The sequence below is a fragment of the Kribbella antiqua genome (assembly GCF_004345665.1).
GTDB lineage: Bacteria > Actinomycetota > Actinomycetes > Propionibacteriales > Kribbellaceae > Kribbella > Kribbella antiqua.
In genome coordinates this window covers 773,797-800,704 of the sequence record NZ_SLWR01000001.1, presented here as the reverse complement: position 1 = coordinate 800,704, position 26,908 = coordinate 773,797, and the positions used below count along the sequence as shown (strand labels likewise).

Annotated in this window: 20 protein-coding genes; 14 read left to right on the top strand and 6 right to left on the bottom strand. The window is 68.7% G+C overall.

All coding sequences use genetic code 11. The features are described from left to right. Positions 1 to 13 precede the first annotated feature (13 nt). The 7 genes from EV646_RS03895 (at position 14) to EV646_RS03865 (ending at position 7,954) form a co-directional block, all read left to right on the top strand. The gene (locus EV646_RS03895; protein ID WP_199236770.1) at positions 14 to 2,647 is read left to right on the top strand and encodes an FtsK/SpoIIIE family DNA translocase; all 2,634 of its coding nucleotides are present in this window, start codon (positions 14 to 16) and stop codon (positions 2,645 to 2,647) included. Positions 2,648 to 3,086: 439 nt separating this feature from the next. Beyond that, positions 3,087 to 3,653 (top strand): hypothetical protein, encoded by a 567-nt coding sequence (locus tag EV646_RS03890; protein WP_132144809.1) that lies wholly within the window; start codon positions 3,087 to 3,089, stop codon positions 3,651 to 3,653. 116 nt (positions 3,654 to 3,769) lie between these two features. Then, positions 3,770 to 4,516, top strand: coding sequence for a helix-turn-helix domain-containing protein (locus EV646_RS03885; protein WP_241995248.1), 747 nt, complete (start codon positions 3,770 to 3,772; stop codon positions 4,514 to 4,516). A gap of 115 nt (positions 4,517 to 4,631) precedes the next feature. Next, positions 4,632 to 6,374 (top strand): MiaB/RimO family radical SAM methylthiotransferase, encoded by a 1,743-nt coding sequence (locus tag EV646_RS03880; protein WP_132143899.1) that lies wholly within the window; start codon positions 4,632 to 4,634, stop codon positions 6,372 to 6,374. Next, entirely contained in the window at positions 6,371 to 6,994 is a 624-nt protein-coding gene (pgsA, locus tag EV646_RS03875; RefSeq protein WP_132143898.1) for a CDP-diacylglycerol--glycerol-3-phosphate 3-phosphatidyltransferase, read from the top strand. Before EV646_RS03880 ends, pgsA begins: the two co-directional genes overlap by 4 nt. Further along, positions 6,991 to 7,500 (top strand): CinA family protein, encoded by a 510-nt coding sequence (locus EV646_RS03870; RefSeq protein WP_132143897.1) that lies wholly within the window; start codon positions 6,991 to 6,993, stop codon positions 7,498 to 7,500. The genes pgsA and EV646_RS03870 overlap by 4 nt, the downstream gene beginning before the upstream one ends. 163 nt (positions 7,501 to 7,663) lie before the next feature. Continuing rightward, entirely contained in the window at positions 7,664 to 7,954 is a 291-nt protein-coding gene (locus EV646_RS03865; protein WP_132143896.1) for a helix-turn-helix domain-containing protein, read from the top strand. Between the two features lie 104 nt (positions 7,955 to 8,058). On the opposite strand, the gene EV646_RS03860 is transcribed toward EV646_RS03865, so the two are convergent. The 3 genes from EV646_RS03860 to EV646_RS03850 form a co-directional block, all read right to left on the bottom strand. Then, entirely contained in the window at positions 8,059 to 8,511 is a 453-nt protein-coding gene (locus EV646_RS03860) for a DUF4262 domain-containing protein (RefSeq protein ID WP_158290896.1), read from the bottom strand. 85 nt (positions 8,512 to 8,596) lie between these two features. Continuing rightward, a complete protein-coding gene (locus tag EV646_RS03855; RefSeq protein WP_132143892.1) occupies positions 8,597 to 9,382 on the bottom strand; it encodes a DNA-formamidopyrimidine glycosylase family protein in 786 nt (261 codons plus the stop codon). 35 nt (positions 9,383 to 9,417) lie between these two features. Then, complete coding sequence (locus tag EV646_RS03850) at positions 9,418 to 14,013, bottom strand: ATP-dependent helicase (RefSeq protein ID WP_132144805.1); 4,596 nt, start codon at positions 14,011 to 14,013, stop codon at positions 9,418 to 9,420. Positions 14,014 to 14,111: 98 nt separating this feature from the next. On the opposite strand from EV646_RS03850, the gene EV646_RS03845 reads away from it, so the two are divergent. Beyond that, complete coding sequence (locus EV646_RS03845) at positions 14,112 to 15,284, top strand: LppM family (lipo)protein (protein ID WP_132143890.1); 1,173 nt, start codon at positions 14,112 to 14,114, stop codon at positions 15,282 to 15,284. Then, positions 15,281 to 15,475: a DUF3046 domain-containing protein gene (locus EV646_RS03840; protein ID WP_132143888.1), complete on the top strand. Its 195-nt coding sequence runs from the start codon at positions 15,281 to 15,283 to the stop codon at positions 15,473 to 15,475. Before EV646_RS03845 ends, EV646_RS03840 begins: the two co-directional genes overlap by 4 nt. Positions 15,476 to 15,520: 45 nt before the next feature. On the opposite strand, the gene EV646_RS03835 is transcribed toward EV646_RS03840, so the two are convergent. The 3 genes from EV646_RS03835 to EV646_RS03825 all read right to left on the bottom strand — a co-directional run bounded on the left by EV646_RS03835 (position 15,521) and on the right by EV646_RS03825 (position 19,181). After that, entirely contained in the window at positions 15,521 to 17,638 is a 2,118-nt protein-coding gene (locus EV646_RS03835; RefSeq protein WP_132143886.1) for an MMPL family transporter, read from the bottom strand. A 144-nt stretch (positions 17,639 to 17,782) separates the two neighbouring features. After that, positions 17,783 to 18,346: a GrpB family protein gene (locus EV646_RS03830; RefSeq protein ID WP_132143884.1), complete on the bottom strand. Its 564-nt coding sequence runs from the start codon at positions 18,344 to 18,346 to the stop codon at positions 17,783 to 17,785. 40 nt (positions 18,347 to 18,386) lie between these two features. Continuing rightward, a complete protein-coding gene (locus EV646_RS03825; protein WP_132143882.1) occupies positions 18,387 to 19,181 on the bottom strand; it encodes a hypothetical protein in 795 nt (264 codons plus the stop codon). A 251-nt stretch (positions 19,182 to 19,432) separates the two neighbouring features. Here EV646_RS03825 and recA point away from each other — a divergent pair, with 251 nt between their 5' ends. The 5 genes from recA to rny all read left to right on the top strand — a co-directional run bounded on the left by recA (position 19,433) and on the right by rny (position 26,903). Next, on the top strand, positions 19,433 to 20,506 hold the full coding sequence (recA, locus tag EV646_RS03820; RefSeq protein WP_132143880.1) for a recombinase RecA: 1,074 nt from the start codon (positions 19,433 to 19,435) through the stop codon (positions 20,504 to 20,506). Positions 20,507 to 21,878: 1,372 nt separating this feature from the next. Then, complete coding sequence (locus EV646_RS03815) at positions 21,879 to 22,412, top strand: regulatory protein RecX (protein WP_241995247.1); 534 nt, start codon at positions 21,879 to 21,881, stop codon at positions 22,410 to 22,412. A gap of 212 nt (positions 22,413 to 22,624) precedes the next feature. Next, a complete protein-coding gene (locus tag EV646_RS03810) occupies positions 22,625 to 23,017 on the top strand; it encodes an MmcQ/YjbR family DNA-binding protein (protein ID WP_132143878.1) in 393 nt (130 codons plus the stop codon). Positions 23,018 to 23,542: 525 nt separating this feature from the next. Next, positions 23,543 to 24,286, top strand: coding sequence for an antitoxin (locus tag EV646_RS39190; RefSeq protein WP_199236769.1), 744 nt, complete (start codon positions 23,543 to 23,545; stop codon positions 24,284 to 24,286). Between the two features lie 841 nt (positions 24,287 to 25,127). Further along, positions 25,128 to 26,903 (top strand): ribonuclease Y, encoded by a 1,776-nt coding sequence (gene rny / locus EV646_RS03800; RefSeq protein ID WP_241995245.1) that lies wholly within the window; start codon positions 25,128 to 25,130, stop codon positions 26,901 to 26,903. The last annotated feature ends 5 nt before the right edge of the window (positions 26,904 to 26,908 follow it).

Genomic DNA, 26,908 nt, shown 5'->3' with positions numbered 1-26,908 from the left:
TAGCCTGCTAAACATGGCGACCCGCACGTCTTCCCCGGCGCGGGCGCAGAAGTCGGCAGCCAACCGGCCGAGTACGGCCCGGTCGGCTGCTGGTGGACGCTCCCGTCCGTCAGGCGCCCAGAAGCGTGGGCAGAGCGCGAAGCGCGGTGGTAGCACCGCCGCGCGGACCAGCACGCCCAAAAACAGCGGACCGGGCCCGTTCGCGGCCGCCATGCTCGCTCTCGGCCGCGGTGTGGTGAAGGTCTGGATCGGCATCGCCCACCTGCTCGGCAGCATGGTCCGCGGCATCGGCAACGGCGCCCGCGACCTCGACCCGGAGCACCGCCGTGATGGCGCCGGCCTCTTCCTGATCGGCCTGGCGGTCGTAGTGGCCGCCGCAATCTGGTGGGACCTCCCGGGCGCCGTCGGCCACGGCATCCGCGTCGTCGTCGGCGGCAGTGTCGGCATGCTCGGCTGGGCCGTCCCGCTGATGCTGCTGTTCATCGCCGTACGCACCCTGCGCCACCCGGACCGCAACGGCCCGGCCGGTCGCCAGGTGATCGGCTGGACGGCGGTGTCCCTCGGCGTACTCGGCCTGGTTCACATCGCCAATGGCCTGCCACGTCCCAGCAACCCGGCTGATGCCCCGCTGCAGGACGCCGGCGGCGCGATCGGCTACGTCGTCTCGTCGCTCCTGTCCGACCTGCTCACGCAGTACGTCGCCGCACCGCTGCTCGTGCTCCTAGCGATCTTTGGCGCGCTCGTCATCACCGGTACGCCGGTCTACGCGATTCCGCTCCGGTTCCGCGCGGCTTTCGACGTACTGATGGGACGTACTGCGCTCCCCGCCGATGCTCCGTCGGTCGTGGCGGCGCCGACGGACGACACCGTGCGGCTGACCCGCAAGGAGCGCCGGGCGAAGGCTGCCGCGGTGGACGAGGACGGCGAGCCCACGATCAAGCCGTACGACTCGCCCGTGCTCGAGGGACGTGAGCTCACCAAGCGCGGCCGCAAGTCCAAGGCCACGCCAGCTGATGAGGACGCATACGACGTCGACGCGGATGCGGCCGCTGGAGCCGGCGCTCCAGCGCTCGGCATCGCGGCCGGTGCCGGCGGCGGTCCCAGCAAGTCCGACCCGGCGCCCGAGCCACCTCCGCATACGCCGATCCCGCAGCGAGTCGAGCAGCTCAGCCTGTCCGGTGACATCACCTACACGCTGCCCGACGGCCAGATGCTCAAGCCGGGCTCCGTGCACAAGGCCCGGACCAAGGCGTCAGACGGCGTTGTCGACCGGCTCACGGAGGTGTTCGAGCAGTTCGGCATCGACGCGCAGGTCACCGGCTACACCCGTGGCCCGACAGTCACCCGGTACGAGGTCGAGCTCGGCTCGGCGGTGAAGGTCGAGAAGGTCACCGCACTGTCGAAGAACATCGCTTACGCGGTCGCATCCGCCGACGTACGGATCCTGTCGCCGATCCCGGGCAAGTCCGCGATCGGCATCGAGATCCCGAACACCGACAAGGAGATCGTCAGCCTCGGCGACGTGATCCGGTCGGCGACGGCCCGCAACGACCACCACCCGATGGTGGCCGGGCTCGGCAAGGACGTCGAGGGCGGCTTCGTGGTCGCGAACATGGCGAAGATGCCGCACCTGCTGGTGGCGGGCGCCACCGGCTCGGGTAAGTCGTCGTTCGTGAACTCGCTGATCACCTCGATCCTGATGCGGGCCACGCCGGACGAGGTGCGGATGATCCTGGTCGACCCCAAGCGGGTCGAGCTGAACAACTACGAGGGCATCCCGCACCTGATCACCCCGATCATCACGAACGCCAAGAAGGCCGCCGAGGCACTCCAGTGGGTCGTCCGCGAGATGGACATGCGGTACGACGACCTGGCCGCGTTCGGGTTCCGTCACGTCGACGACTTCAACAAGGCGGTCCGCGGCGGCAAGGTGAAGCCGCCACCCGGTTCGGAGCGGGTGCTGTCGCCGTACCCGTATCTGCTGGTCATCGTCGACGAGCTGGCCGACCTGATGATGGTTGCGCCGCGCGACGTCGAGGACTCCATCGTCCGCATCACGCAGCTGGCCCGTGCGGCCGGTATCCACCTGGTGCTTGCGACCCAGCGACCGTCGGTGGACGTGGTGACCGGTCTGATCAAGGCGAACGTGCCGTCGCGGCTGGCGTTCGCGACGTCGTCGCTGGCCGACAGCCGGGTCATCCTGGACCAGCCTGGTGCGGAGAAGCTGGTCGGTCAGGGTGACGGCCTGTTCCTGCCGATGGGCGCGAGCAAGCCGATGCGTATCCAGGGCGCGTGGGTCACCGAGTCCGAGATCCGCGGTGTGGTCGAGCACTGCAAGACGCAGCTGGAGCCGACGTACCGCGAGGACGTCACCGCCGTGGCCGGGCCGAGCAAGGACCTGGACGACGAGATCGGCGACGACCTCGACCTGGTGATCCAGGCGGCCGAGCTGATCGTTTCGACGCAGTTCGGCTCCACGTCGATGCTGCAGCGTAAACTCCGCGTCGGTTTCGCCAAGGCCGGCCGGCTGATGGACATCCTGGAGAGCCGGGGTGTGGTCGGACCAAGCGAGGGCTCCAAGGCCCGCGACGTACTGGTGAAACCAGACGACCTAGAGGACTTCGTCACCACCCTCCGAGGAGAGTGACCATGCCCCCCGCCAACACCCCGCACTCACACTCCGTCCCCGCCTCCACGACGGTTGCCGCATCACGGCTCCCAGGCGGCGCGTGCTCGGCCCCTCGGCTCCCACGCGGCGGGTGCTCGCTCGTCTCCCCTCGGCCCTCACACAGCGGACCCCCGGCCCCTCGGCTCCCGCACAGCGGACCCTCGGCCGCCCCGCAACGCCGCCCTCGCGCGCCCCAGCACCCTGCCGCCGACCACCACCGCCCCACCCTGTCCCAGCAACTTTCCGCCAGCAGCCTCTTCGTCAGCCCAGGGCAGCCCGCCGCCGGCAGATGCCTTGTCGGCGCACTGCAGCTGATCTCCGCCCCTCGGCAGCTCGCCGCCTTCCGGGTGGTCGCCGCCGGGCGGCTCCGGCTCCGGGCCGGTGCTTGCGGGACGTTCGGTTGGGAAGGGGTGTGACGGTGACTGCTGCCAGTGCGTTGCCCCGGCAAGATCGCTACGACCTCGACTCCGAGCGGGTGCCGTTCACCGTTCGTGCCTCCCAGAAGGTGCACGGCGGGCTCGCCCTCGGCGCCGCGCTGGTCGCGGTGGGCTTCGCCGCGTCCGCATCGACCAGCCCAACCGGCGTACTGCGCTGGATCGCGGCGGCCGCATTCGCCGTACTGGCTCTCATCTGCGCGCGGGCATTGACGGTCGGGGACATGCTGGTCGCCGACGAGGTGGGCATCCGGTTGCGGATCCACAACGAATGGATCGGTACCCGCTGGGAAGACATCGACGAGGTGACGGTGCTGAAGCGCCGGCATCTGCTGGACGACGGCCGGATTGCCGTCCATTTGCTGGATCCCGGGCCGATCCTGGGCGCGATGCCGAGTGCGAGTCGCAAGACAACCGATGCGAACCGGCGGTTGACCGGGTCCTCGCTCGCGGTACCGTTCGGGTTGACGGCTCGGCCGTCGAACGGGGAAGTGGTACAGGCACTGCACATGCTGGCGGATGCCAGGTGTCCGGTCAGGGAACAACTCTGACACTGCCGTGACCCCGTCGCACCAAGGCCGTTGACTGGATGTCGGCGGTGAGGGTTGTCGGCGATTTCGAGTCGACGGCCCGGGGAATGTCGGGCGATGGAGAGGACGGTGGGGACGTGAGCATCGGCAGCGAGCTCACGGCGGCCCGCGAACGGGCCGACATGACGATCGAGCAGCTGAGCGCCGCGACCCGGATCAGAACGGGCTTGCTCGTCGCCATGGAGGCCGACGACTTCTCCCGCTGCGGCGGGAATTTCTACGCCCGTGGTCACATCCGCGCGATCGCCCGCGTGGTGAAGGCCGACCCGGCGCCGCTGCTGGCCAGCTTCGACGCGGAGCACGCGGTCGAGGAGGAGAAGGCCCGCCGCGACGAACGAGCCGCCGCCAAGGGCCCGACCCTGCACCCGGCCCGCCCACGCTGGGCCGTCGTCGTCGGCGCCATCCTGGTCGGCCTGATGGGCTGGGGCATGGTCCGCCTCTTCACCCTCCCGAGCGACATCGAGGCGAACGCCGGAGCGAAGTCCACTCCGACCCCGGCCGTCACCACTCCGGCCCCGACGCCCAAACCCACCACGCCCAAGCCGGTGAAGCCGGTCAAGCCCGTCGTCCCCACCAAGACCAAGCTCACTCTCACTGCCAAGGACGACGGCTCCTACGTCACCCTCCGGGACAAGAAGGGCAAACGCCTCTTCCAGGGACTCCTCGGCCCCGGCTCCACCCAAACCGTCACCGCCACCGGCGACATCCGCATCTCCGTCGGCATCCCCGCCAACCTCACCATCACCATCAACAACAAACGCCAATCCACCAAGCTCTACCGCTTCATAGCCCACCCCAACGGCACCCTCACCAAACCCAAGTAATCCCGCACGCGCCTCCCACCAGCTGTCGTGAGATGAGGCCGGGTGGGTCTGGAGGGGCTGTGAGAAGGGTTGGTGAGTTAGGTGGGGGAGGAGGTGGCGCGTCATACTCGTGGGGATGACTACGAGACCCACCACCGTCGCCCTGGTCACGCTGGGCTGTGCCCGCAACGATGTCGACTCCGAGGAACTCGCCGGCCGGCTCGAAGCCGGTGGGTTCCGGCTGGTCGAGGACGCCGCCGATGCGGACACCGTGGTGGTGAACACCTGCGGATTCGTCGAAGCCGCCAAGAAGGACTCGGTCGACACCCTGCTCGCCGCTTCCGACTACAAGGAATCCGGCCGGACCCAGGCCGTCGTAGCAGTCGGCTGCCTCGCCGAGCGGTACGGCGAACAACTCGCCGAAGCCCTCCCCGAGACGGACGCGGTCCTCAGCTTCGACGACTACGCCGACATCTCGGACCGCCTTCGCTCGATCCTCTCCGGCACCAAGCACCAGCCCCACGTGCCTCGCGACCGCCGCAAGCTCCTCCCACTGGCCCCCGCCGACCGCCCCACCACCAGCGGCATAGCCATCCCCGGCCACGGCGACCACATCCCCCACCAACTCAAGGGCCGCCCCACCCCCAGCACGCCTGACCAGACCCTGACCACGACGCCCTCCACCGCAACCCCGGCGACCGGGATCCACACACCCGCCGCCGCGCCGACGAGCGGACCATCCGCCGGTACGCCGACGACCGGAACACCGGCGGGTACGTCGACGAACGGGACGCTCGCGGATGTGGCGACGAGCGGAACACCTGCGGGGGCTGAGCTGAAGATCGAGGCGCCTGATCTTGCTTCGGCGCCGGCGAGTGGACCGCGGGTGGTGCGGCGGCGGCTCGACGGGGGACCGATGGCTCCGTTGAAGCTGGCGTCGGGCTGCGACCGGCGGTGTGCGTTCTGCGCGATCCCGATGTTCCGTGGCGCGTTCGTCTCCCGGCGCCCGACCGAGGTGCTCGGAGAGGCGCACTGGCTGGCGGAGAACGGCGTACGCGAGCTCTTCTTGGTCTCCGAGAACTCCACCTCGTACGGCAAGGACCTCGGCGATCTGCGCCTGCTCGAGACACTGGTCGGCGAGATCGCGGCGGTGCCAGGTATCACCCGCGTCCGGGTGTCGTACCTGCAGCCCGCCGAGATGCGCCCAACCCTGATCACCGCGATGGCGTCGACGCCTGGCGTGGTCCCGTACTTCGACCTCTCGTTCCAGCACGCGTCCGGACCGCTCCTGCGCCGCATGCGCCGGTTCGGCGACTCGGAACGGTTCCTGGAGCTCATCGCGCAGGTCCGCGCGGCGGCGCCCACGGCGGGGATCCGCAGCAACGTGATCGTCGGCTTCCCGGGTGAGACCGAGGAGGACGTGGACATTCTCTGCGACTTCCTTTCTCGCGCCGGTCTGGACGCGATCGGGGTGTTCGGCTATTCGGACGAGGACGGCACCGAAGCGGAGACGTACGACGGCAAGCTCGACGAGGACGCCATCGCGGCGCGACTCGACCGGGTGACCCGCCTCGCCGAAGACCTGACCTCCGCCCGCGCCGAAGCGCGTATCGGCGAACTGGTCGAGATCCTCGTCGAATCCCTCGACGACACCGACGACACCGCCGCCTCCGAAGGACGCAGCGGCGAAGGGCGGGCCGCTCATCAAGGGCCGGAGGTGGACGGATCCACTACGGTGACCGGCCTTCCGGACGGGATCCGCGTGGGCGACCTGGTGTCCGCGAAGGTGGTCGGAAGCGATGGTGTCGACCTGATCGCCGAGTTCGCGGCACTCGTGAGCACCCGGGACGGCCTTCCGGCAGCTAACCTGACCGCGTGACCAACCCGCCGACGAACCCGGTGCCGCGCGCGGCCGCCGGTTCACTGCACGCGCCCAGCGCGTGGAACGTGGCGAACGCGCTCACGGTCCTGCGGCTGATCTTGGTCCCGCTGTTCGTCTGGTTGCTGCTCCGCGACGGCGGTGCCGACGACGGCAACCGGCTGCTCGCGACCGCCGCGTTCGTCGTGGCGATCGTCACCGACCGGTTCGATGGCGACATCGCCCGGCGATGGAACCTGGTCACGAACTTCGGCAAGATCGCCGACCCTATCGCCGACAAGGCGCTCACCGGTGCCGCGTTCATCGGGCTGTCCCTCCTCGGCGAGCTGCCGTGGTGGGTGACCGTGGTGGTGATGGTCCGTGAGTGGGGTGTGACCGCGCTGCGGTTCTGGGTGATCCGGCACGGGGTGATGCCGGCCAGCCGCGGCGGCAAGCTGAAGACGGTGCTGCAGGCGATCGCATTGGGTCTCTATCTCCTTCCGTGGCAGTCGTTCGCGGTCCTGCACTGGACCGCCATCGCGTTCATGGGCGCCGCCGTCATCGTGACGATCGTCACCGGTCTGGACTACGTCGGTCGCGCGCTCCGCCTCCGCGCCGCTGCCAAACGCCCGCTGCCATGACGGCGGCGTCCGGCTCTGGTGAGGCACTCGATGGCGTCTTGTATCGCCTGGTGGATCTGCTGAAGGCTCGAGGCGAGACACTGGCGACGGCTGAGTCGCTCACCGGCGGGCTGGTCGGGGCAGCGCTGACCGACGTGCCGGGGGTGTCGGCCGTCTACCGAGGTGGAGTAGTGGTCTACGCCACTGACCTGAAGGCTCAGCTTGCCGGCGTGCCTGAGGACCTCCTGGCCGCCGTCGGACCAGTCCACCCCGACACAGCCGCGGCGCTGGCTACGGGCGTGCGGGAGCGTCTGAACGCCACCTACGGGCTTGCTACGACCGGTGTGGCCGGCCCGGACCCCCAGGCAGGGGTGGCGGCCGGCACTGTATATGTCGCAGCCGCTGGACCTGACGCGGTCCAGGTGCGCAAGCTAGAGCTAAGCGGTGATCGTGGAGCGATCCGCAGGGGGAGCGTGCAGGCGGTGCTGGAGCTTGCAGCCGCTTTGGTGGCGGAAGAAGTCGACTGACCGGTGTGTTGAGACCAGCATGGGAACAGGTAAGGCAGACTGGCACGGCGCACCGAAGGTGGACATTGCGAGGAGTAGTGACCCAGCAACGGGTACCGTTGGTTCCTACGGTCGAGCTACCGTGCGAGTAGAGACGACCGGACAGGCGGAAGGGAGAAACCTCATGGTGCTGGTTCGTGGCCTGCTGGGCGACGTCCTGCGGCGTAAGCGGCTGCGCCAGGGGCGCACCCTCCGCGAGGTATCCGCCGATGCCCGGGTGAGTCTGGGCTACCTGTCCGAGGTCGAGCGAGGCCAGAAGGAAGCCTCCAGCGAGCTGCTGGCGGCGATCTGCATGGCGCTCGACGTGCCGCTGTCGACGGTCTTCGCCGAGGTCAGCGAGGATTTGGCTCGTGAAGAGGCCCTGGTCCTGGCGCACCCGACCATCGAGCCCGAGGTCGTCGCGTCCGCAGCCTGACCCGCGACGACTGAGGTCGCTACGGTCGCGGTGGCGCCCGAGCGCTCGCTGGCGCGGCGCCACGACCTGTCGGCTGAGCGCCGCCGGATGACGAAGGCAGCGGCTCATCGGTCGTGCCAGTCAGACATCAGGCCGGAATCGGCGAAGCCCACGCTACTGGACCAGACCAGCTGCAAGGCAGGGATCGGTCCATCGCCAGGGCGGCGGAACATGCTGTTCGCCGTGTAAAGGTGCACCGCGGTGTCGGGGAACCGGAGCAGCTCGGCTCGCTCCGGCGGCGGAAAGAAGGCTGTCAGATCGTCTCCCTCGTCGAAGACTGCCCCGGCCATCACCGCCCAGGCCAGCGGCTTGACGCCGAGATAGGCCCATGCCGGGTCCGGATCGAACACGATGAACTCGGGGTGCCCGCGCAGGCTCAGACCGAGGGTGTATCCGCACGCCGGATTCCGCTCCCCGTCCCCCTCGACGTACTGCAGGGTCCAGCCGTAGGTGCGGATGTTGTCCAAGAGTTGCCGCGAGTACTGCTCTGCGGGCATGCCGCCGCACTGGTAACACATGAGCCTCTCCTCTTTCTTCGAACACATGTTCGATACGTCAGAGAAGATATCCGTGTTCCGCCCCGGCACCGCGGTTGTCCACAGGTCAGGTCTCGGGTTGGCAGCCGGGGCACCAGTAGCTGATCCGGTCCCGTGGCGGCTCGCCGATCGATGCGCTCAGAATCGTCGTACCGCAGCGACGGCACGGTTTGCCGGCGCGTTCGAAGACCCAGGACCGTTGACCCGGCCGGTCCACGCCGGTGCTGACTTGGGTGCCGTTGCGAAGATTGGCCTTCATCAGCCGCCGGCTGAGGTCGACCGCCGCGGCCACGTCGACCGATGCCACCGGTCGGGTTGGATGCAGACCGAGCAGGAAGCAGACCTCCGTGCGGTAGAAGTTCCCGATTCCGGCGAGATTCCGCTGATCCAGTAGAGCTTCGCTGATGGTCCGTTCCGGATCGGCCTCGAGGTTCGCGATCGCCTGCGCGCGGTCGAACGACGGCGACAGCAGATCAGGCCCGAGATGCCCGACGACGCTCTGCTCGGCGTCGGTCGCGACGAGCTCCAGCACGGGCAGCCGATAACCAACGGCCGTCCACGAGGACGTTTCGAGCACCGCGCGGATCTGATGGCCAGGTCCACCTCGCCAGCGCTCGCCGCGTTTGTACAGGTGCCAGCTCCCGTCCATCCGGAAATGGCTGTGCAGCGTGACGCCGCCGGACATGCGCATCAGCAGATGCTTGCCACGCGCAACTACCTCGAGCATCGTCCGGCCGCTCAGATCGGTCGTCGCCAGCGTGGGCACGCGAAAGTCCGTCCGGATCAGCTCCTGCCCGCCGAGCGCCTGGTCCAGCCGCTTGCACGCCCGCCAGACGGTGTCGCCTTCAGGCATGGCCCACGCCTCTCAACCGATACCTATCGCCACACTCATGCTCGCAGCCGCAAACCTCGCGGCGTCGCATGGAAGCCGGCTTTGGCCAACGCGTCGCCGAACGCCGTGTGCCGCACCTGCTCTCCGTCCGCCGTCTCCACACTCAGTTTGCCGAGCTGACCGTCTCTGATCGACAACGCGAGCGCATCCACAGCCGGCTGCAGCAAGTCAGGATCCTCGGTGAAGCTCAGCACCGTCCGCCCCCCTCGCTCGACATAAACGATCAACCGGCCATCGACAAGCACGACCAAGGCCCCAGCTTTCCGGCCAGGCCTGTGCCCGCCGGCGGTCTCCCGCTCAGGCCACGGCAAGGCCGCACCGTACGGGTTCGCTGGATCGGAAGCCGCCAGTACGACGGCACGCGGAGCGGACTCCTCATTCCGACGGCCACGACCGGGAGCACTGGCGGCAGAGCTGGGCAGCTCTGCCATGGCGCGGAGCCGGTCAACCGCGCCCGGCAATGCGAACTGCGCCGCCCCAAGGCCGGCCACGAAGTACCCGCGCCGGCACCGCCCCGACTCCTCAAAGGCGCTCAGCACCTTGTACACCGCCGCGAACCCACCCGGAGTCCGCTCGGTCATCACGGCCCCGCGCGTGACGATGCCGTACCGATCGAGCAATGTCTCCGCCGCCGCATGCGCGCGACGCGTCGCATCCGGATTACGGGCCGGAAGCAACGACCACCGCCCGCCGGCCGTTGGCGGGCCACTGCGCGACGGCATCGCTGGTCGCCCTGGCCGCAATGGTCGCCCTGGCCGTGCGCGTGGCGTCGTACGCCGGGTTCGATGACTGCCGCGGCCGCCGCCGACGAGTGAGCGGACCGGTGCCAGCGTGTCGTTCGTCAGATGGCCTGCCCAGACGAGATCCCACAACACGCCGACCAGGGCGTCGTCCTCCACAACGCCCGCAGCCGCACCTACGACATCACTCAGCTGGCGGAAGAAGAACGCGCCACCGCCCGAGAGTGCATCCAGCACTGCCTGATGCGTATCGCCGATCTCGAACGCGGGATCCGGATCCGGCAACGTCAGATCGCAGTTGTCCGCGAGATGCAGCGACACCCAACCATCGGTCCCCGGGAGCGAGCCGGCACCTGACCACACCACCTCACCGGTCGCGGTCAGCTCGTCCAGCATCGACGGCTCGTAGCCCGGCACCCGCGCCGGCAAGACGATCGACTCCAATGCCGATGCCGGTACCGCACACCCCGCCAATTGCTCGACCGCACCGAGAAGTACGTCGTACCCGCGGCCGCGGCTGCTCGTGATTCCCTGCCAGGCAGGGAGGAACCGTGCGAGCGCCGATGGATCGACCGGCTCGACCTCCTTGCGCAACGCGGCCAGGGACCGGCGCCGGAGCAGCCGCAGGACCTCGCTGTCGCACCATTCCATGGCGATCCCGCCAGGCAGGAACTCGCCCTCGACGACGCGTCCGGCTGCGCTCAAGCGCCGCAGCGCGTCGGTGACGACAGCAACGCCGATGCCGAGATGCGTGGCCAGATCGATCGCCCGGAACGGGCCGTGCGTCCGCGCGTACCGCGACACCAGATCCCCGAGTGGGTCGGCGACAGGCTCGGCATGTGCCTCCGCGATTCCAGGTGGGAGCGGTACGCCGAGAGCGTCGCGCAGACGGGCCACGTCCTCGACCACAGCCCACCGATGCTCACCCGCGATACGCACGCGCACGACCCGGCGCGCGGCCGCCAGCTCTGTCAGCCAGGACTCCGCATCCGCGCCGTCCACACAACGCTGCGATGCCTCGGCCAACGATTGTGGGCCGATCATCCGCAGCACGTCGAACAACCCTTCGGCATCGCGTGCGCGGCGATCCTCGGCGAGGCGTTGCAGCTCCGCCTCGGTACGCAGCACGACCTCCGCGTCGAGCAGTTCGCGCAGCTCGGTCCGCCCGAGCAGCTCGGCGAGCAGGCTTTGATCGAGCGCCAGCGCGGCCGCGCGCTTCTCCGCAAGTGGCGTGTCACCCTCGTACATGAACGCGCCGATGTACCCGAACAGCAGCGACTTCGCGAAGGGCGAGGCCTCCGGCGTCTCCACCTCGACGACCGAGATCCGGCGCTCGCTGATCCCGGTCAGCAGATCCTTCAACGCAGGCAGGTCGTACACGTCCTGCAGCACTTCGCGCAGGGTCTCGAGCACGATCGGGAACGAGCCGTACTTGCTCGCCACACTCAGCAGCTGCGCCGACCGTTGACGTTGCTGCCACAACGGCGATCGCTTGCCCGGATTCCGCCGGGGGAGGAGCAACGCCCGCGCCGCACATTCCCGGAACCGCGCCGAGAACAACGCCGACCCGCCGACCTCGGCGGTGACCAGATCCTCGATCTCGGCCGGATCGAACAGCACCAGCTCCGCACCGGGTGGCGCCTCGTCGGTCTCCGGCAGCCGCAGCACGATCCCGTCATCGCCCGAGACCGACTGCGCATCCATGCCGTACCGCTCGCGCAGTCGTGCCGCGATCGCCAACGCCCATGGCCCATGCACCTGACCGCCGTACGGCGAATGGACGCAGACCCGCCAGTCGCCGAGCTCGTCGCGGAACCGCTCGACCACCACCGTCACGTCATCGGGGACTCGGCTGGTCGCGTCGCGCTGCTCGGCCAGATACGACACCAGGTTGTTCGCCGCGTACTCATCCAGTCCGGCGTCCCGCGCTCGCTCGATCGCCTTGGCCGCAGGGAGCGATGCCATCTTCCGGACGAACGCACCGGTCGCCGCACCGAGCTCGGCCGGCCGCCCAACAGCGTCGCCCTTCCAGAACGGCAGGCGCCCCGGCTGGCCGGGAGCGGGGGAGACCAGAACCCGGTCGTGCGTGATGTCCTCGATCCGCCAGCTCGACGCGCCCAGCGTGAAAACGTCGCCGACCCGCGACTCGTACACCATCTCCTCGTCGAGCTCGCCGACCCGATGGTTGGTCGATTCGCCGACCAGGAAGACCCCGAACAACCCTCGATCCGGGATCGTCCCGCCACTGGTCACCGCCAGCCGCTGCGCCCCCGGGCGACCCGAGATCTCGCCACTCACCCGGTCGAACACGATCCGCGGCCTCAGCTCGGCGAACTCGTCCGACGGATACCGCCCGGACAGCATGTCCAGTACGCCGTCATACGCCGACCGTGGCAGCGTCGCGAACGGCGCACAACGTCGTACCAAAGCGAAGAGCTCGTCCACATCGACCGTGTCGAGGGCGGCGATCGAGACGATCTGCTGAGCCAGGACGTCGAGTGGATTGGTTGGGATGTGCAGGCTCTCGATCAGCCCGTCGCGCATCCGCTGCACGACCACGGCAGTGTCGATCAGATCGCCACGGAACTTGGGGAACAGTACGCCCCGTGACACCGCTCCGACCTGGTGACCAGCGCGGCCCACGCGTTGCAGACCGCTGGCCACAGATGGCGGCGCCTCGACCTGGATGACCAGATCCACCGCACCCATGTCGATGCCGAGCTCGAGGCTGCTCGTCGCGACCACGCACGGCAGCCGGCCTGACTTCAGATCCGCCTCGATCAGAGCCCGTTGCTCCTTGCTGACCGAGCCATGATGCGCTCGCGCGATCAACGGTGGCGCCGCGAGCGATGCACCCGACTGAGCCATCACCTGAGCTGGCGAACCCGCATCGGCCAGCTCCAACTCGGCCCGCTCGGCGGCGATCTCGTTCAGTCGGGCGGTCAGCCGCTCGGCCAGCCTTCGCGAGTTCGAGAACAGGATGGTCGACTTGTGCTGCGCGATCAGCTCGTAGACGTGCTCCTCGACATGCGGCCAGATCGACGCGTGCTGTGGCGGCCCGGCGGCCGATCCGGATGTCTCCAGCTCCGTGCTCGCCAGCTCGGCCATGTCCTCGACCGGTACGACGACGCGCAGATCCCATTGCTTCGTGAACTTCGGCTGTACGACGGTCACCGGCCGCTCGCCGCCGAGGAACCGGGCCACTTCCTCGACCGGCCGAACGGTCGCTGACAGCCCGATCCGCTGGGCCGGCTTCGGCAGCAGCTCATCCAGCCGCTCGAGGGTCAGCGCCAGATGCGCACCGCGCTTCGTCCCCGCGACCGCGTGCACCTCGTCGACGATCACCGTTTCCACACCCCGCAAGGAATCGCGGCCCTGCGAAGTCAGCAGGAGAAACAGCGATTCCGGTGTGGTGATCAGTACGTCGGACGGCCGGGTGGCGAACCGCCGTCGCTCACCGGCCGGCGTATCGCCCGACCTGACCGCGACCTCGATGTCGGCCGGCGCCTCGCCCAGCCGCCGCGCGGTCTCGCGGATCCCGATCAGTGGCGCGCGCAGGTTGCGCTCGACGTCGACCGCCAGCGCCTTCAGCGGCGAGACGTACAGCACCCGGCAGCGCAGCTTCGGATCGCTCGGCGGCGGCGTCGTGGCCAGCCGGTCGAGCGCCCAGAGGAACGCTGCCAGCGTCTTCCCCGAACCCGTTGGGGCGACCACCAGCGCATCCCGGCCCGCGGTGATGGCGTCCCACGCCTCGAGCTGGGCCGGGGTGGCCGCCTCGAAGACGTCGCCGAACCACGCCCGGGTCGCGGGCGAGAACCGGCTCAACGCGCTGGTCTTCTTCACGTCGCCCATCTTGCCCGGTGCCTCGGACAATTTTCGAAATCCTTCGCTGATCAGGCAGTTTCCCTCCGATGGCCGGGTTGTCCCCCTCTTCTGGAATGATCGTCGGCATGATGAACCGCGTACGTGCAGCGCTCGTCGTCGTGGCGTGCCTGGTCGCCTTGACCGGGTGCGTGAAACTCGACGCCGACCTGAAGGTCAACTCGAACGAGACCGTCTCGGGGAATATGCAGATCGGCGTCGACAAGCAACTGCTGGAGTCCAGCGGCCAGTCGCTCGACAAGGTCCGCCAGCAGATCGAGAGCGGGATCAAGGAGACCACCACCGACGGGGTCACCTGCAAGCAGTACGAGGACGACCGGTACGTCGGTTCCAACTGCACCTTCGAGGGCGTCCCGTTCGACAAGATGGGCAGCTCGAGCGGTGACGGCGTCGGCTTCCGCAAGGAGGGCGACCAGATCAAGGTGTCGGTGAAGGCGGACGACCTCGGCCAGGTCCCGTCCAGCACCAACCCGAGCGTGAACTTCAAGATCACCATGCCGGGCAAGATTCTCGAGCACGACGACAGTGCCAAGATCGACGGCCGGACGGCGACGTACGACAGCCTCGACAAGCTCGGCAAGGTGTCGCTGACCTCCGAGGCGGGCAGCAGCTTCCCGATGTGGGCGATCATCCTCATCATCGTGCTGCTGTTGCTGGCCGCCGCCGCGGTCGTGTTCCTCGTACTGCGCGGTCGCAAGGCGAAGGCCCAGCAGGGCTACGGGCAATACGGTCAGTACCCAGGCCAGCCACAGCCGGGCCAGTGGGGTCCGCAGTACGGCGGTCAGCCGCCGTACCAGCAGGGACAGCAGCCTGGATACGCGCAGTCCGGCCCTGGCCAGTACGGCGGTCAGCCGGGTCAGCCAGGGCAGTACGGCGGTCAGCCGGGCCAGTACGGCGGTCAGCCTGGGCAGTACCCGGGTCAGCCAGGCCCGGGCCAGCCGCCCCAGCAGCAGCCGGGTCAGCCGCCGTACCAGGGGCAGCCTGGGCAGCCGCAGTACCCTGGACAACCTCAGCCACAGCAGGGCCGGCCGGGTCAGTGGGGTCCGCCCCAGGGCCAGCCAGGTCAGCCGGGCCAGCCGCCTCAGCAGGGCCAAGGTGGCTGGGGCCAGCAGCCGCCGCAGGCACAGCCTCCGCAGGGCCAGCCTCCGCAGGGCCAGCCTCCGCAGGGCAAGCCAGGGCAGCAGGGTGGAGCACAGGGTGGCTGGGGACAGCCACCGAAGGATGACGACGGGCAGGCATGAGACTGACGGAGTTCTGGGCGCGGATGGATCACCATCTCGGTCCCGCCTATGCACGGACCTGGGCCGAGACCCAGGTCGTCCAGGAACTCGGCGGCCGTACGGTCGTCGAGGCCCTGGCCGACGGCGAACACGCCAAGACTGTCTGGCGCGCCGTCTGGGCACACCTGCAACTCCCACCCAGCGAACGCTGACCGGCAGCTGACAAGCTCAGCTGCCGGTCAGTCAGGTTTCCGGCTTCAGCGGCCGGTCAGCGTCGGTTCCGGCTCCTGTACCTCGTCGATCGGCTCTGGATCGCGCTTCTGAGCCAGCTTGCTCGGCCACCACAGGTGCCGGCCGATGTCGAGGTTGAGCGCGGTGACCAGCACCGACCGGACCACGATGGTGTCGAGCAGGACCCCCAGCGCCACCGCGATACCGATCTCCGCGAACGCCACCACCGGCATCGTCGCCAGCACCGCGAACGTCCCGGCCAGCACCAGGCCCGCCGAGGTGATCACACCACCGGTCGCTGCGACGCCGATCAGCGCGCCGCGGCGGGTCCCGTGCGTCTTCGCTTCCTCATGCACCCGGGTCATCAGGAAGATGTTGTAGTCGATGCCCAAGGCAACCAAGAAGACGAAGACGAACAGCGGTAGCGACGGGTCCGCACCTTCGAAACCCAGCACGTACTGGAAGACCAGCGAACTGATCCCCAGTGCCGCGCCGAACGACAGTACGACCGTTGCCACCAGCAACACCGGTGCGATCAGTGCCCGGAGCAACAAGGCGAGGATCACCAGTACCACTGCGAGCACCGCGGGAATGATCACCTTGTTGTCGTGAGCGGACGCCCGCTGGGTGTCCAGCAGGATCGCTGTTCCACCGCCTGCCAACGCGTCAGCGCCCTGGACCGCACGCACCGACTCCCGCACACGGTCGACCGTGTCCTTGGCTGCCTGACTGTCCGCTGCGTCCGCGAGGGTCCCTTCGAGGTATGCCCGTCCGCCGCCGATCCGGGGCTCTGCCACTGCGGAGATGCCTTGTGTCGACTGCATCGCCGTACGCACCTCTGCCGCCTTGTCGGCGTTGCTCACCACGACGAGGGGATTGCCCGCGCCGGCCGGGAAGTGGGCGGCCAAGACCTTCTCACCGACCACGGAGTCAGGCGTACCCGTGAAGGAAGCTTCGTTGGACAGCCCGTTCGCGTTGAGGCTCAGCATTCCGAGCGCCGCGGCGGCCAGCAGGACTGAGGTGGTGATCCAGGTGAGCCGTGGTCGTACGGCGATCCGCCGCCCAATGCGGCCCCACACGCTCGTCTCTGTGTGGTCCGCGGATCCGTACGTCGGTCGCAGCGGCCAGAACACCCAGCGGCCGCAGATGACGAGCAGAGCGGGCAGCAAGGTGAGCATGGCGAGCAGTGCGACGACGATGCCGACTGCTGCGACCGGACCGAGGCCTCTGGTCGAGTTCATCGAGGCCAGCAGCAAGCAGAGCATGCCTGCGACGACAGTCGAGCCGGAGGCGACGATGGCAGGGCCGGACCGGTGCAGTGCGAAGGCCATCGCTTCGTGCCTGTCCTGGTGTCGCCTGAGTTCCTCTCGATAGCGAGCCACCAGCAGCAGGGCGTAGTCCGTCCCTGCACCGAACACGAGGACTGTGAGGATGCCTGCGCTCTGGGCGTTGACGGTGAGATCCGCTTTGGTGGCCAGCAGGTAGACGACGGCCTGTGCCGCGGTGAGAGCGACACCTGCGGAGAGGAGCGGCAGCAGCCACAGGACAGGACTGCGGTAGGTCAGCAGGAGGATGACGATGACCACTCCGGCGGCGGAATACAGGAGCTTGCCGTCGATACCCGAGAACGCTTCCTGCGAGTCGGCGGCGAAGCCACCGGGCCCAGTGATGTGGAACGACAACCCCTCCGGTCGCTCCGCCGCCACGCGCCTGATGTCCTTTGCCCGGTCGCCGAGCAACTCCCAGCCGCCAGTGCCCGCGTTGATCGGAACGAGGACTTGTAGCGCTTTGCCGTCGTCCGACGGGATCGGTCCGACCACCTCGCGGTCAACGTCCGGCAATTGCCGGTACTGCGCTACGTGCCCTGCTACCGCCTGTTGGTCGGCCGGAGTGATGCCGCCCGATCGCTCGTACACGAGGACCGCTGGGATCTCGTCCGGTGACGAGAACTGCTCACTGGCTTTGAGCACCTCAGTGGACTCGGCCTTTCCCGGCAGCCAGGACACCGCGTCGTTCTCTTGAGCACCTGTCAGCTTGCCGGCGGGCCCGAAGGACACCCCTATGGCGACGATCCACAGTGCCAGCACGATCCACTTGGACACCTTGCCGCACGGCAGCGCCGCCAGCCGTCCTGCTCCACCCACCCGAATCACGCCCCCTGGAGGGACGCCCGCCCGCACGCCGGACTGTCTCGACGCACCCCCGCCCCAGCGTGCCGGGCTAGGTCGTGCAGGGTCAACGACCGTGCTGTAGTCCTCCGCTCACCGTGCGTTCTTCTGCCTCGCAGGTCAGGGCGTCCAGCCCGTACGGGCAGCCCACTCCTCGGCAGGCAGGTAGATGAGGTCGCAGACAGGATCCTTGAGGTCGGAGTAGTCCCCGACCGACTCGATGGGCAGCGCCGCCGCCCGGCGCTTGAACTCGCCGTACGCCGCGGCTGTCTCCGGATGGCTGCGCAGGTAGTCGCGGAACAGAAGTGCGTAGCGCTGGTTCGCCCGGCCGGCTACACGAACGTGCAGGTTCACGCGGCGGCGGTACATGGGCTCTACCAGCAGGCGCTTGACCCACTCCAGCTCGTCAGTCGGCAGACCGGGCACCGGGTGGTCGCGTTTGGGCGGCCGGAGCTCCCAGTCCGCTGCGGCCATCAGTTCTGCGACGTCGTCCAGCTCCGGCTCGGTCCCGACCGTCACCTGGATGTCGAGGATGTCCTTGGCGGGCAGGTTCGGCACAGAGGTCGATCCGATGTGATCGATCCGCTGTGCCTTGTCCTTGAGAAGTGCACTGATCGCATGCGCGGTCTTCTCGTACTGCGCCGGCCAGCTCTCGTCCGCTCGTACGATGACGATCCCAGTCATGCCGAGATCATCCCAGTCCTGTGGCAGAGGACCCAGCCCGTCACGCGAGCGGCCGGACGCGGAACGCGCTGGTGGTGAGGAGGTCCGCCGCCGCGTACGCCGCTTTGCGGATGCCCTTGCGTTCGTCGAAGTACCCGCCGACCACACCGACAGCCGGGAGCTTGCCGATGAGCCTGGCGCCGATGCTGCCGCGTGGGCGCTCCTCGAACACCTCACTCAGCCCGCCGAACAGCTTGCTCAGCCGCCACACCAGCCGGATCCCCTTGCGGAGTCCCGCCTCCTCCGCCTCGTCACCCAGCCCCAGATGCTTGGCGACCTCCTGGCCGGCGACACTCGGGTCGTCGTACTTGAGTACGTCGTCCGGTGTGATCGGACGGGCTGTCAGGACACGTGCGATGACCGCCGTACGGTCGGCATGCGCCTCGACGCCGTACTCGCGGCAGACCGCGCCGATCACCATGGCCTGTACGGATGCGCCGAGGGTGTCCTTGATCGGCAGCCGGTCCGCAGCCGCACCACTGATGCGGGGGAGGCCCGCCGCGACTGCCGCGAAGCCGCCGAGGCGCTCCACCCACCAGTCGCAGCGCTCGGCCAGTGGTAGCGTCGGCCACTCCGCGTGCCCGGGCACCTTCATCTTCAGCAGCCGGTCGATCGCCACGATCAGGCCTTTCTCGGCCAGATTGGGTTGCTCCTGGGCGGAGTACTCGGCGAGGATGCTGCGGATGCCGAACGGGTCCTGGGTGCGGAGCGCGTCGAGTACGGAGTCGATGCCGAACTCGACCCGGCTGAGCGCGAGGACCACGGCGGAGTCGGGGATGTCGGGACGGTCTGCCACGCCCGCAAGAGTAGGGAGTGCGCGGGCCAGGATGGTTGTCGGGGCAGCTTCGGCGTGTCAGTTGGGATTCGAACACGTGTTCGGGCTATTTTGGTGCCGATGGGTCTCGCCGGACCGGCCGAGTTGTCCACAGATTCGAAGTGGCGACGAAAACTGTCCGACGTGACCAATACCTTCTCTGGCGACAACGAAATTCCTTCGGGCGGCTGAGACAGCGGCCCCGATTAGCAGATGGGTCAGGTGGCAGTCACATGGCTGGTGCAGCGAGTGCGGAACGCGCGGCGGCGGATCGGGAGAAGGCGCTGGCGACCGCGCTGACGCAGATCGAGCGGCAGTGTGGCAAGGGTGCCGTGATGCGGCTGGGCGAGCAGGGCAGGGCTCCGATCGAGGTCATCCCGACCGGCTCGATCGCGCTCGACGTCGCGCTCGGGATCGGCGGCCTGCCCCGCGGCCGGGTGGTGGAGATCTACGGCCCAGAGTCCTCGGGTAAGACGACAGTCGCGCTGCACGCGGTCGCCAACGCGCAGCGGGCCGGCGGGATCGCGGCCTTCATCGACGCCGAGCACGCGCTCGACCCGGAGTACGCGCGGAAGCTGGGCGTCGACACCGACGCGCTGCTGGTCTCGCAGCCCGACTCCGGTGAGCAGGCGCTGGAGATCGCCGACATGCTGGTCCGCTCCGGCGCGATCGACATCGTGGTGATCGACTCGGTGGCCGCGCTGGTGCCACGGGCCGAGATCGAGGGCGAGATGGGTGACAGCCACGTCGGTCTGCAGGCCCGGCTGATGAGCCAGGCGCTGCGGAAGATGACCGGCGCGGTCAACGGCACCGGGACGACGGCGATCTTCATCAACCAGCTGCGCGAGAAGATCGGCGTCATGTTCGGCTCGCCGGAGACCACGACCGGTGGCCGGGCGCTGAAGTTCTACGCCTCGGTCCGGCTGGACGTCCGCCGGATCGAGTCGCTGAAGGACGGTACCGACTTCGTCGGCAACCGGACCCGGGTGAAGGTCGTGAAGAACAAGGTGGCCCCGCCGTTCAAGCAGGCCGAGTTCGACATCATCTACGGTCAGGGCATCAGCCGCGAGGGCAGCCTGCTGGACCTCGGCGTGGAGCAGGGCTTCGTCCGCAAGGCCGGCGCCTGGTTCACCTACGAGAGCGACCAGCTCGGCCAGGGCCGGGAGAACGCGCGGAACTTCCTGCGCGACAACCCGGATCTGGCCAACGAGCTGGAGAAGAAGATCAAGGAGAAGATGGGCATCGGGGCCACCGTGGACCAGCCCGCCGACGCCGGCGCGCCGGTCGAGGTCGATGTCGACTTCTGATCGACCCGCCGCGGGCAGCAGCGCTCCTCGGCACTCACCTGCCGACGACGCTGCTCCCGCGGCACTGTCCCTACCCCACGACGAGCGCTTGGCCCTCGCCCGATCCCTACTGGCCCAAGGGCCAAGCGCCACCTCGTCAACCACGGACAACTCCCAGCCATCCACGGCCAACCCGCGTCGCCTACCGGCCGGCGGACGGACCTCCGCCGATCCACAGCCCGATGCGTCCGAGGCCGTACCCGAGGAGGCGTCCTCCTCGCGTCCACCTCGCCGTACTGCCGGCGGAATCAGGCGCGCTGCGGACCCGGACGACCCTTGGGACGAAGCAAGCGACGATCCATCTCAGTCGGGCCGCGCAAACCACCGTGTCGGCAGAATCCGTCGAACCCCCGGAACCGCAGATCCCTGGAACGACGGCGCAGATGCTGCGCCCGACGCTCACCCGAAGCCCGGTCGCCGTCGTACCGGCGGAACCCAGCGGAACCCGCAGGAGGCGGATCCGTGGGGAGACGCAGCGGACGTCGCGTCGCATGAGCATCCCGAGTCTCGTGGGGCCGGGCGTACGGGCGGATCCCGGCGGATGGCGCAGTCCGCGGATCCTTGGGGAGACGGAGAGGACGTCGCGCCGGATGAGCGCGGGGAGTCTCGTGGCGCGGGGCGTACCGGCGGAGCTCGAGGAGCTTCGGAGGCGGCCGACCGATGGGCGGCAGCGAAGGCCTTCGCTGACGATGAGGCGCCGTCCTCCAGTTCGTCACGAGGTCGTAGGTCCGACGCGAAGCCTTACGACCCATGGGCCGACCCGGACGACGGGTCGGCTGACGGCACGCCACACCAGCCACAGCTTCCCGCCACACCCGACCGAGCCGGCGTTCCCGCCACAGTTGATCGAGCTGGTCAGGTCGAGCATGGGGTGGGGGATGAAGCTCGGGATGCGACAGGCGAGCACCTGAAGCCTGCGCTCACGAATCATCTTGCGGCTGGCGCTGACCGTCGGGCTGACGCTGGCGTGTTGGGTGAGGTAGGCGGCCGTCGGACACCTGAGCGTGAGGGTGCGGCTGGCGCTGGGCGCCGTGGTGAGGATGGCGTGTCGGGTGATGTAGGGGAGCCTGCGACGCCTGGGGGTGGTGGGCGTGCGGCTAACGCTGGGCGTCTGGGTGACGCTCGGGTGTTGGGTGAAATCGGCGAGCGTATGGCGCCTGGGGATGCGAATGCGGATGACGCTGGGCATGTGGGACAGCGGGCTGGGGATGGCGGTGGGGGCCGGCGTGGGGGCGGCGGGGCTGGGGGTGGAAGCCGGCGGGTGGTGCGGCGGCGGGAGTTTGGTGGGTCTCGGCGGGGAAGAAAGCGGACGGCGGATGGGCCGGACCAGCCGATGGATCCTGAGCTGGATCAGGCGGCCGATCCGCATTCGGCGGCTCGGACGATTTTGCTGGACAAGTTGACGGGGCAGCCTCGGAGCCGTGCTGAGTTGGCTGGGCTGCTGGCGGAGCGGAAGATCCCCGACGAGGTCGCGGACGAGGTGCTCGACCGGTTTACCGAGGTCGGGCTGATCGATGACGCGGCGTTCGCGAATGCGTGGGTCGAATCTCGGCACCGTGGGCGTGGGCTTGGTAAACGTGCGCTGGCTCAGGAGCTGCGCCGCCGGGGAGTGGATGATCAGCTGGCCCGCGACGCGCTGGATGAGTTGGATCCGGAGCAGGAGGAGGAAACCGCTCGAGCCCTGGTTCGCCGCAAGCTCAAGTCCATGCGGTCCCTGGAGCGGGAGGTTGCGATGCGCCGGCTGCTCGGCATGCTCGCCCGCAAGGGGTACCCCGGCGGTTTGGCCATAACCATCGTCAAGCAAGAACTGTCCGCCACCCACGAAGAGCTCCCCCTCCTGGACTCCTCCGGCCTCGAGCCCGACTGACCCCTCGGACCCGAGTCCGGTCCCGGCATGTTCGATCTGGTGTACGGCGAGGATCTATTTCATGTCCGAGGTCCCAAGGAGTTGTCCTAGCCCTCGCGGCGACACCCCACACGTTGCGGCTAAATCCGACCAGCCCCGCCTCGGGCTACACGTCCCCGCCCGAGGCGGCGTCGTTGTTCCACCGGGTGAGGGGGCCGAGTAGCGTGATCGGCATGGCGACGTTCGAGGATGTGGAGCGGTTGGTCGGGGCGTTGCCGGAGACGGTGGAGACGACGCGGCATGGCCACCGGACGTGGGCGGTCGGCGGCAAGGCCTATGCGTGGGAACGGCCGTTCAGCAAGGCGGATCTGCGGCGCTTCGGTGACGAAACCCCGCCGGGTGAGCCGATCCTGGCGATCCGCGTTGAGGATCTCGCGGAGAAGGAAGCGGTACTTGCTGCACGGGCGGATGACGGGTTCTTCACGATCCCGCATTTCGACAACTACGCCGCCGTACTGATCGAACTCGACAAGGTCTCCGAGCCGGTTTTGAGCGAAGCACTCCTCGACGGCTGGCTCGTCTTCGCACCACCGCATCTGGCGAAGGCGCAGCTCGAGGGTAGGTAGGCCCGTCGCCACGGTGCACGCATCGGCTGTTCGCCTCGATTCGCTGCAGCGCCGAGCAGTACGGCGAAGCTCGCTCACAGCGCGTCCGTACTGCGACGGGCGCCTCACACGCGTCCATGCGGGAGGTCGCCGACAGTGTGTCAGTACGGCGACTGGCGTTGAAAGCGGTGCCCGTACGGCGAAGGGCGCCGGCAGTGTGGTCGTGCAGCTAGCGGCGTTGAAAGCGGTGCCCATACGGCGAGAGGTGTTGGCGGCGTGGCTGTATGGCGAGGGGGCGCGGATAGCGTTTCGTACCGCGAGCGGTGTTGGCCGTGTGGTCGTCGGGCGAGGGGTGTGGGCGGTGTGGCTGTACGGCGAGGGCGCGGAGAGCGTTTGTATGGCGCGGGGTGTTGGCGGTGGGGTCGTACGGCGAGGGGCGTTGACGGGTGGGGGGTCACGGTGTGTCATGCGAAGTGGGTCGGTGTTTTGGCCGGTCCGTAGGCTGGGATTTTTCGTCGATCCGCCCCTGACACCGCGGAGGGTGCAATGAACGATTTCCAGGAACAGGCGAAGAACTGGCTCCGGAATGTCGTCAAGCAGAACCCGGACAAGATCAAGGCCGGCGTGGAGAAGGCCGGAGATCTGATCGACAAGCAGACCGGCGGGAAATACGCCGAGAAGGTCGACTCCGTCCAGGAGAAGGTCGGCAAGTACGTAGATTCCCAGTCCGGCGCCGGCGCCTCATCCCAGCCACCCACCGAACAAGCCCCATCCACCGAACCGTCCGGGCAGGACCCAACCGCAGGGTCGGCATCGGAAGAACAGCCAAGCGGCGAGACGTCCGCGCAGAAGCAATCGAGCGCTGAGCAGTTAGCCGCGGAGCAGGCGAGCGGAGAGACGTCCGCGCAGGAGCAGTCAGCCGGGGAGCAGGCGAGCGGTGAGGCGTCTGGTGCGGGGGCTGGTGGCGATGAGGCGTCGGCTGAGGGGACTGTGAGTACTAGTTCAGGGCCGGAGGAGGAGACGGGGACTGGGGATGGGGCTCCGGATGCTTCGGGGCAGGCTGGGGGGTCGGGTGGGAATGTGGCTGCGCCTGGGGGTGGGCGCGCACCTGAGTCTGGTGGCGGGGGAGTTGTGGGCGGTGAGACGCCTGATCCGTCGGCGGAGCCCAGCAGTTCGGCTGGATCACGGCCGGAGGGCACGCAGACTGGTGGCACCGTCACTGGTCGGACCGACGGCGACCCCGAACCCTCCAACGAGTCAGAGGGCGGCCTCCCCGGTCCACGCGACTAGTAACCACCGCACCCGCAGCCGCAGTACCGCTGCACACCCCGCAGCCGCCCGACTGGGGCGGGCACACAGCCGGAGCAAGGACGCGGCGGTCGGCACAGGTGGCGTGCTTGGCATCTAGTGCCGGGTTGCGCGCACGGCGTCCGGCGCGGCGGGCGGTAACTGGCGGCGGGCTTGCCACCCGGCGCCGGGTGGGGTGCCGGCGGCCGGTGATTCTTGGGGACAGGGCCGGTTGGGGGTTGGTGGATGAACCGGTTGAGGTGAGAGGAGGGCGGTGTGGGGGATACGCGACTTGGTCGCGGGATGACGGAAATAGGTGGGGGGAGAACGCGTAGTGATAGGTGGGCTGGGGTGTGAGTGTCCGTCTTGACCGGCTAGGGGGGCACGCCTAGCCTCGGAATCAGTGAGGGATCACTCCACCTGACGGTGGCGGATATAGCACCGGCGGGCCGGTTGATCACCGGCCGACCGGCCGGAGAGAAGACACGAAACGACGCTCGACCGAGCTGAAGGACGGACGACGGCGACTCGCACCGCCGTCGGATAGACGGAACCGCGATGGGCGGGTCCGACGGTGGCGGCGGCCAACGAGCACGGACAGCGAGTGTGCTGTGGCCGATTGCTCGGGACCGGCAATTCTGGGGACTGCCGAGTCAGGCGCCGGCAGGTCGGCACACCGGACACCGCGAGCCGTAACGGCAGCAATGAATGCACCGCCGGTACCGGTGGTGCGGTCAGCCGTACCGTCGGACAGCTGCACCTTCCGCCGACCGCACAAGTGGCGAATCCCTTCGACCGACGCCAAAGTCCCGCCCGGTGCGCGACTCGATGAGGGGAGACGCCGATGTCGATCGCGTCCCTGCCGCTAGTGTCCTTCCCTGCCGAAACGGCTGCCGGAACGGCGGCCGATCCGACGGCCGCTGCGACGGCCTCCCACGTACTCGCGGCCCCGCCGCCACCAGCGTCCATCGGCCTGGTCGTGATCGGCGTGATCATCACCGGACTCCTGGCGTGGATCGCTTTCACCCTGTCGCGCCGCAAGGCGGTCGACACGTCGGCCGCCGAGGCACAGGTGGAGGCTGCGACCGTCGCCGCGCATGCCAAGTCCGCGGCCGAGCTGGTCCGTCGCCAGGCCGAGGAGGAAGCCGCCGTACTGCGGGTGAGGGCGGAGGCGGCCGAGCAGCGGGCCGAGGAGATCCGCCGGGCCGCGGAGGACAGGGCCTCGGAGGTACGGCGTGAGGCCGAGCAGCGGGCGTCCGACTTACGGCGGGAAGCCGAGTCGGAGGCGCAGTCGATCCGCGACGACCTGCGTGAGCAACGGCTGGAGATGGAACGTCGCGAGCACCGGCTGACCGAGCGGGAGGAGCGTCTCGACGAGCAGCACCGCGCGATCGAGGAACGCCAGACCGAGCTGACCGCGCAACTGGCCGAGCTGGACCGGCGCAAGGCCGAGATCCGCGACCTGGAGGACGAGCGCCGCCGGATCCTGGAAGGCGTCGCGAATCTGACCAGCGAGCAGGCCAAGGCCGAGCTGGTCGCCGCCATCGAGGCGGAGGCGAAGCGGCACGCGCACGCGATCGTCCGCGATATCGAGCGTCAGGCGCTGGATGAGGGCGAGACGAAGGCCCGCAAGATCATCACTGGCGCGGTGCAGCGGCTGGCGTCGGAGCAGACCAGCGAGTCGGTCGTCTCCGTCGTACATCTGCCAAGCGACGACATGAAGGGCCGGATCATCGGCCGGGAGGGTCGCAACATCCGGTCGTTCGAGCAGACGACCGGGGTCAACCTGATCATCGACGACACCCCGGAGGCGGTGCTGCTGTCCTGCTTCGATCCGGTACGGCGGGAGACCGCACGGCTGACGCTGGATTCGCTGGTGCTGGACGGACGCATCCACCCGAGCCGGATCGAGGAGATCTACGAACGCAGCAAGGGTGAGGTCGCCGAGCTGTGCGAGCGGGCGGCCGAGGACGCGATGGCCGAGGTCGGTATCACGGACCTGCACCCGGAGCTCGCGCGGACGATGGGCCTGCTGCGCTACCGGACGTCGTACGGGCAGAACGTGCTCAAGCATCTGGTCGAGTCGGCGCACATCGCGGGCATGATGGCGGCCGAGCTCGGGTTGGATCCGAAGCTGTGCAAGCGCGGCGCGTTCCTGCACGACATCGGCAAGGCGCTCACGCACGAGTCCGAGGGCAGCCACGCGATCGTCGGGGCAGAGCTGGCCCGCAAGTGGGGCGAGAACGACGACGTCGTGCACTGCATCGAGGCGCACCACAACGAGGTCGAGGTGCGGACCGTCGAGGCGGTGCTCACCCAGGCGGCGGACGCGGTCAGCGGTGGCCGGCCGGGTGCGCGGCGCGAGTCGCTGGAGGCGTACGTGCAGCGGCTCGAGCGGCTGGAGGAGATCGCGATGCACCACGACGGGGTCGAGAAGGTGTTCGCGATGCAGGCCGGCCGGGAGATCCGGGTGATGGTGCTGCCGGATGCGGTCGACGACATCGCGGCGCAGGTGATGGCGCGCGACATCGCCAAGCAGGTCGAGGAGGAGCTCACGTACCCGGGCCAGATCCGGGTCACCGTCGTCCGCGAGTCCCGCGCCACCGAGGTCGCCAAGTAGATTGC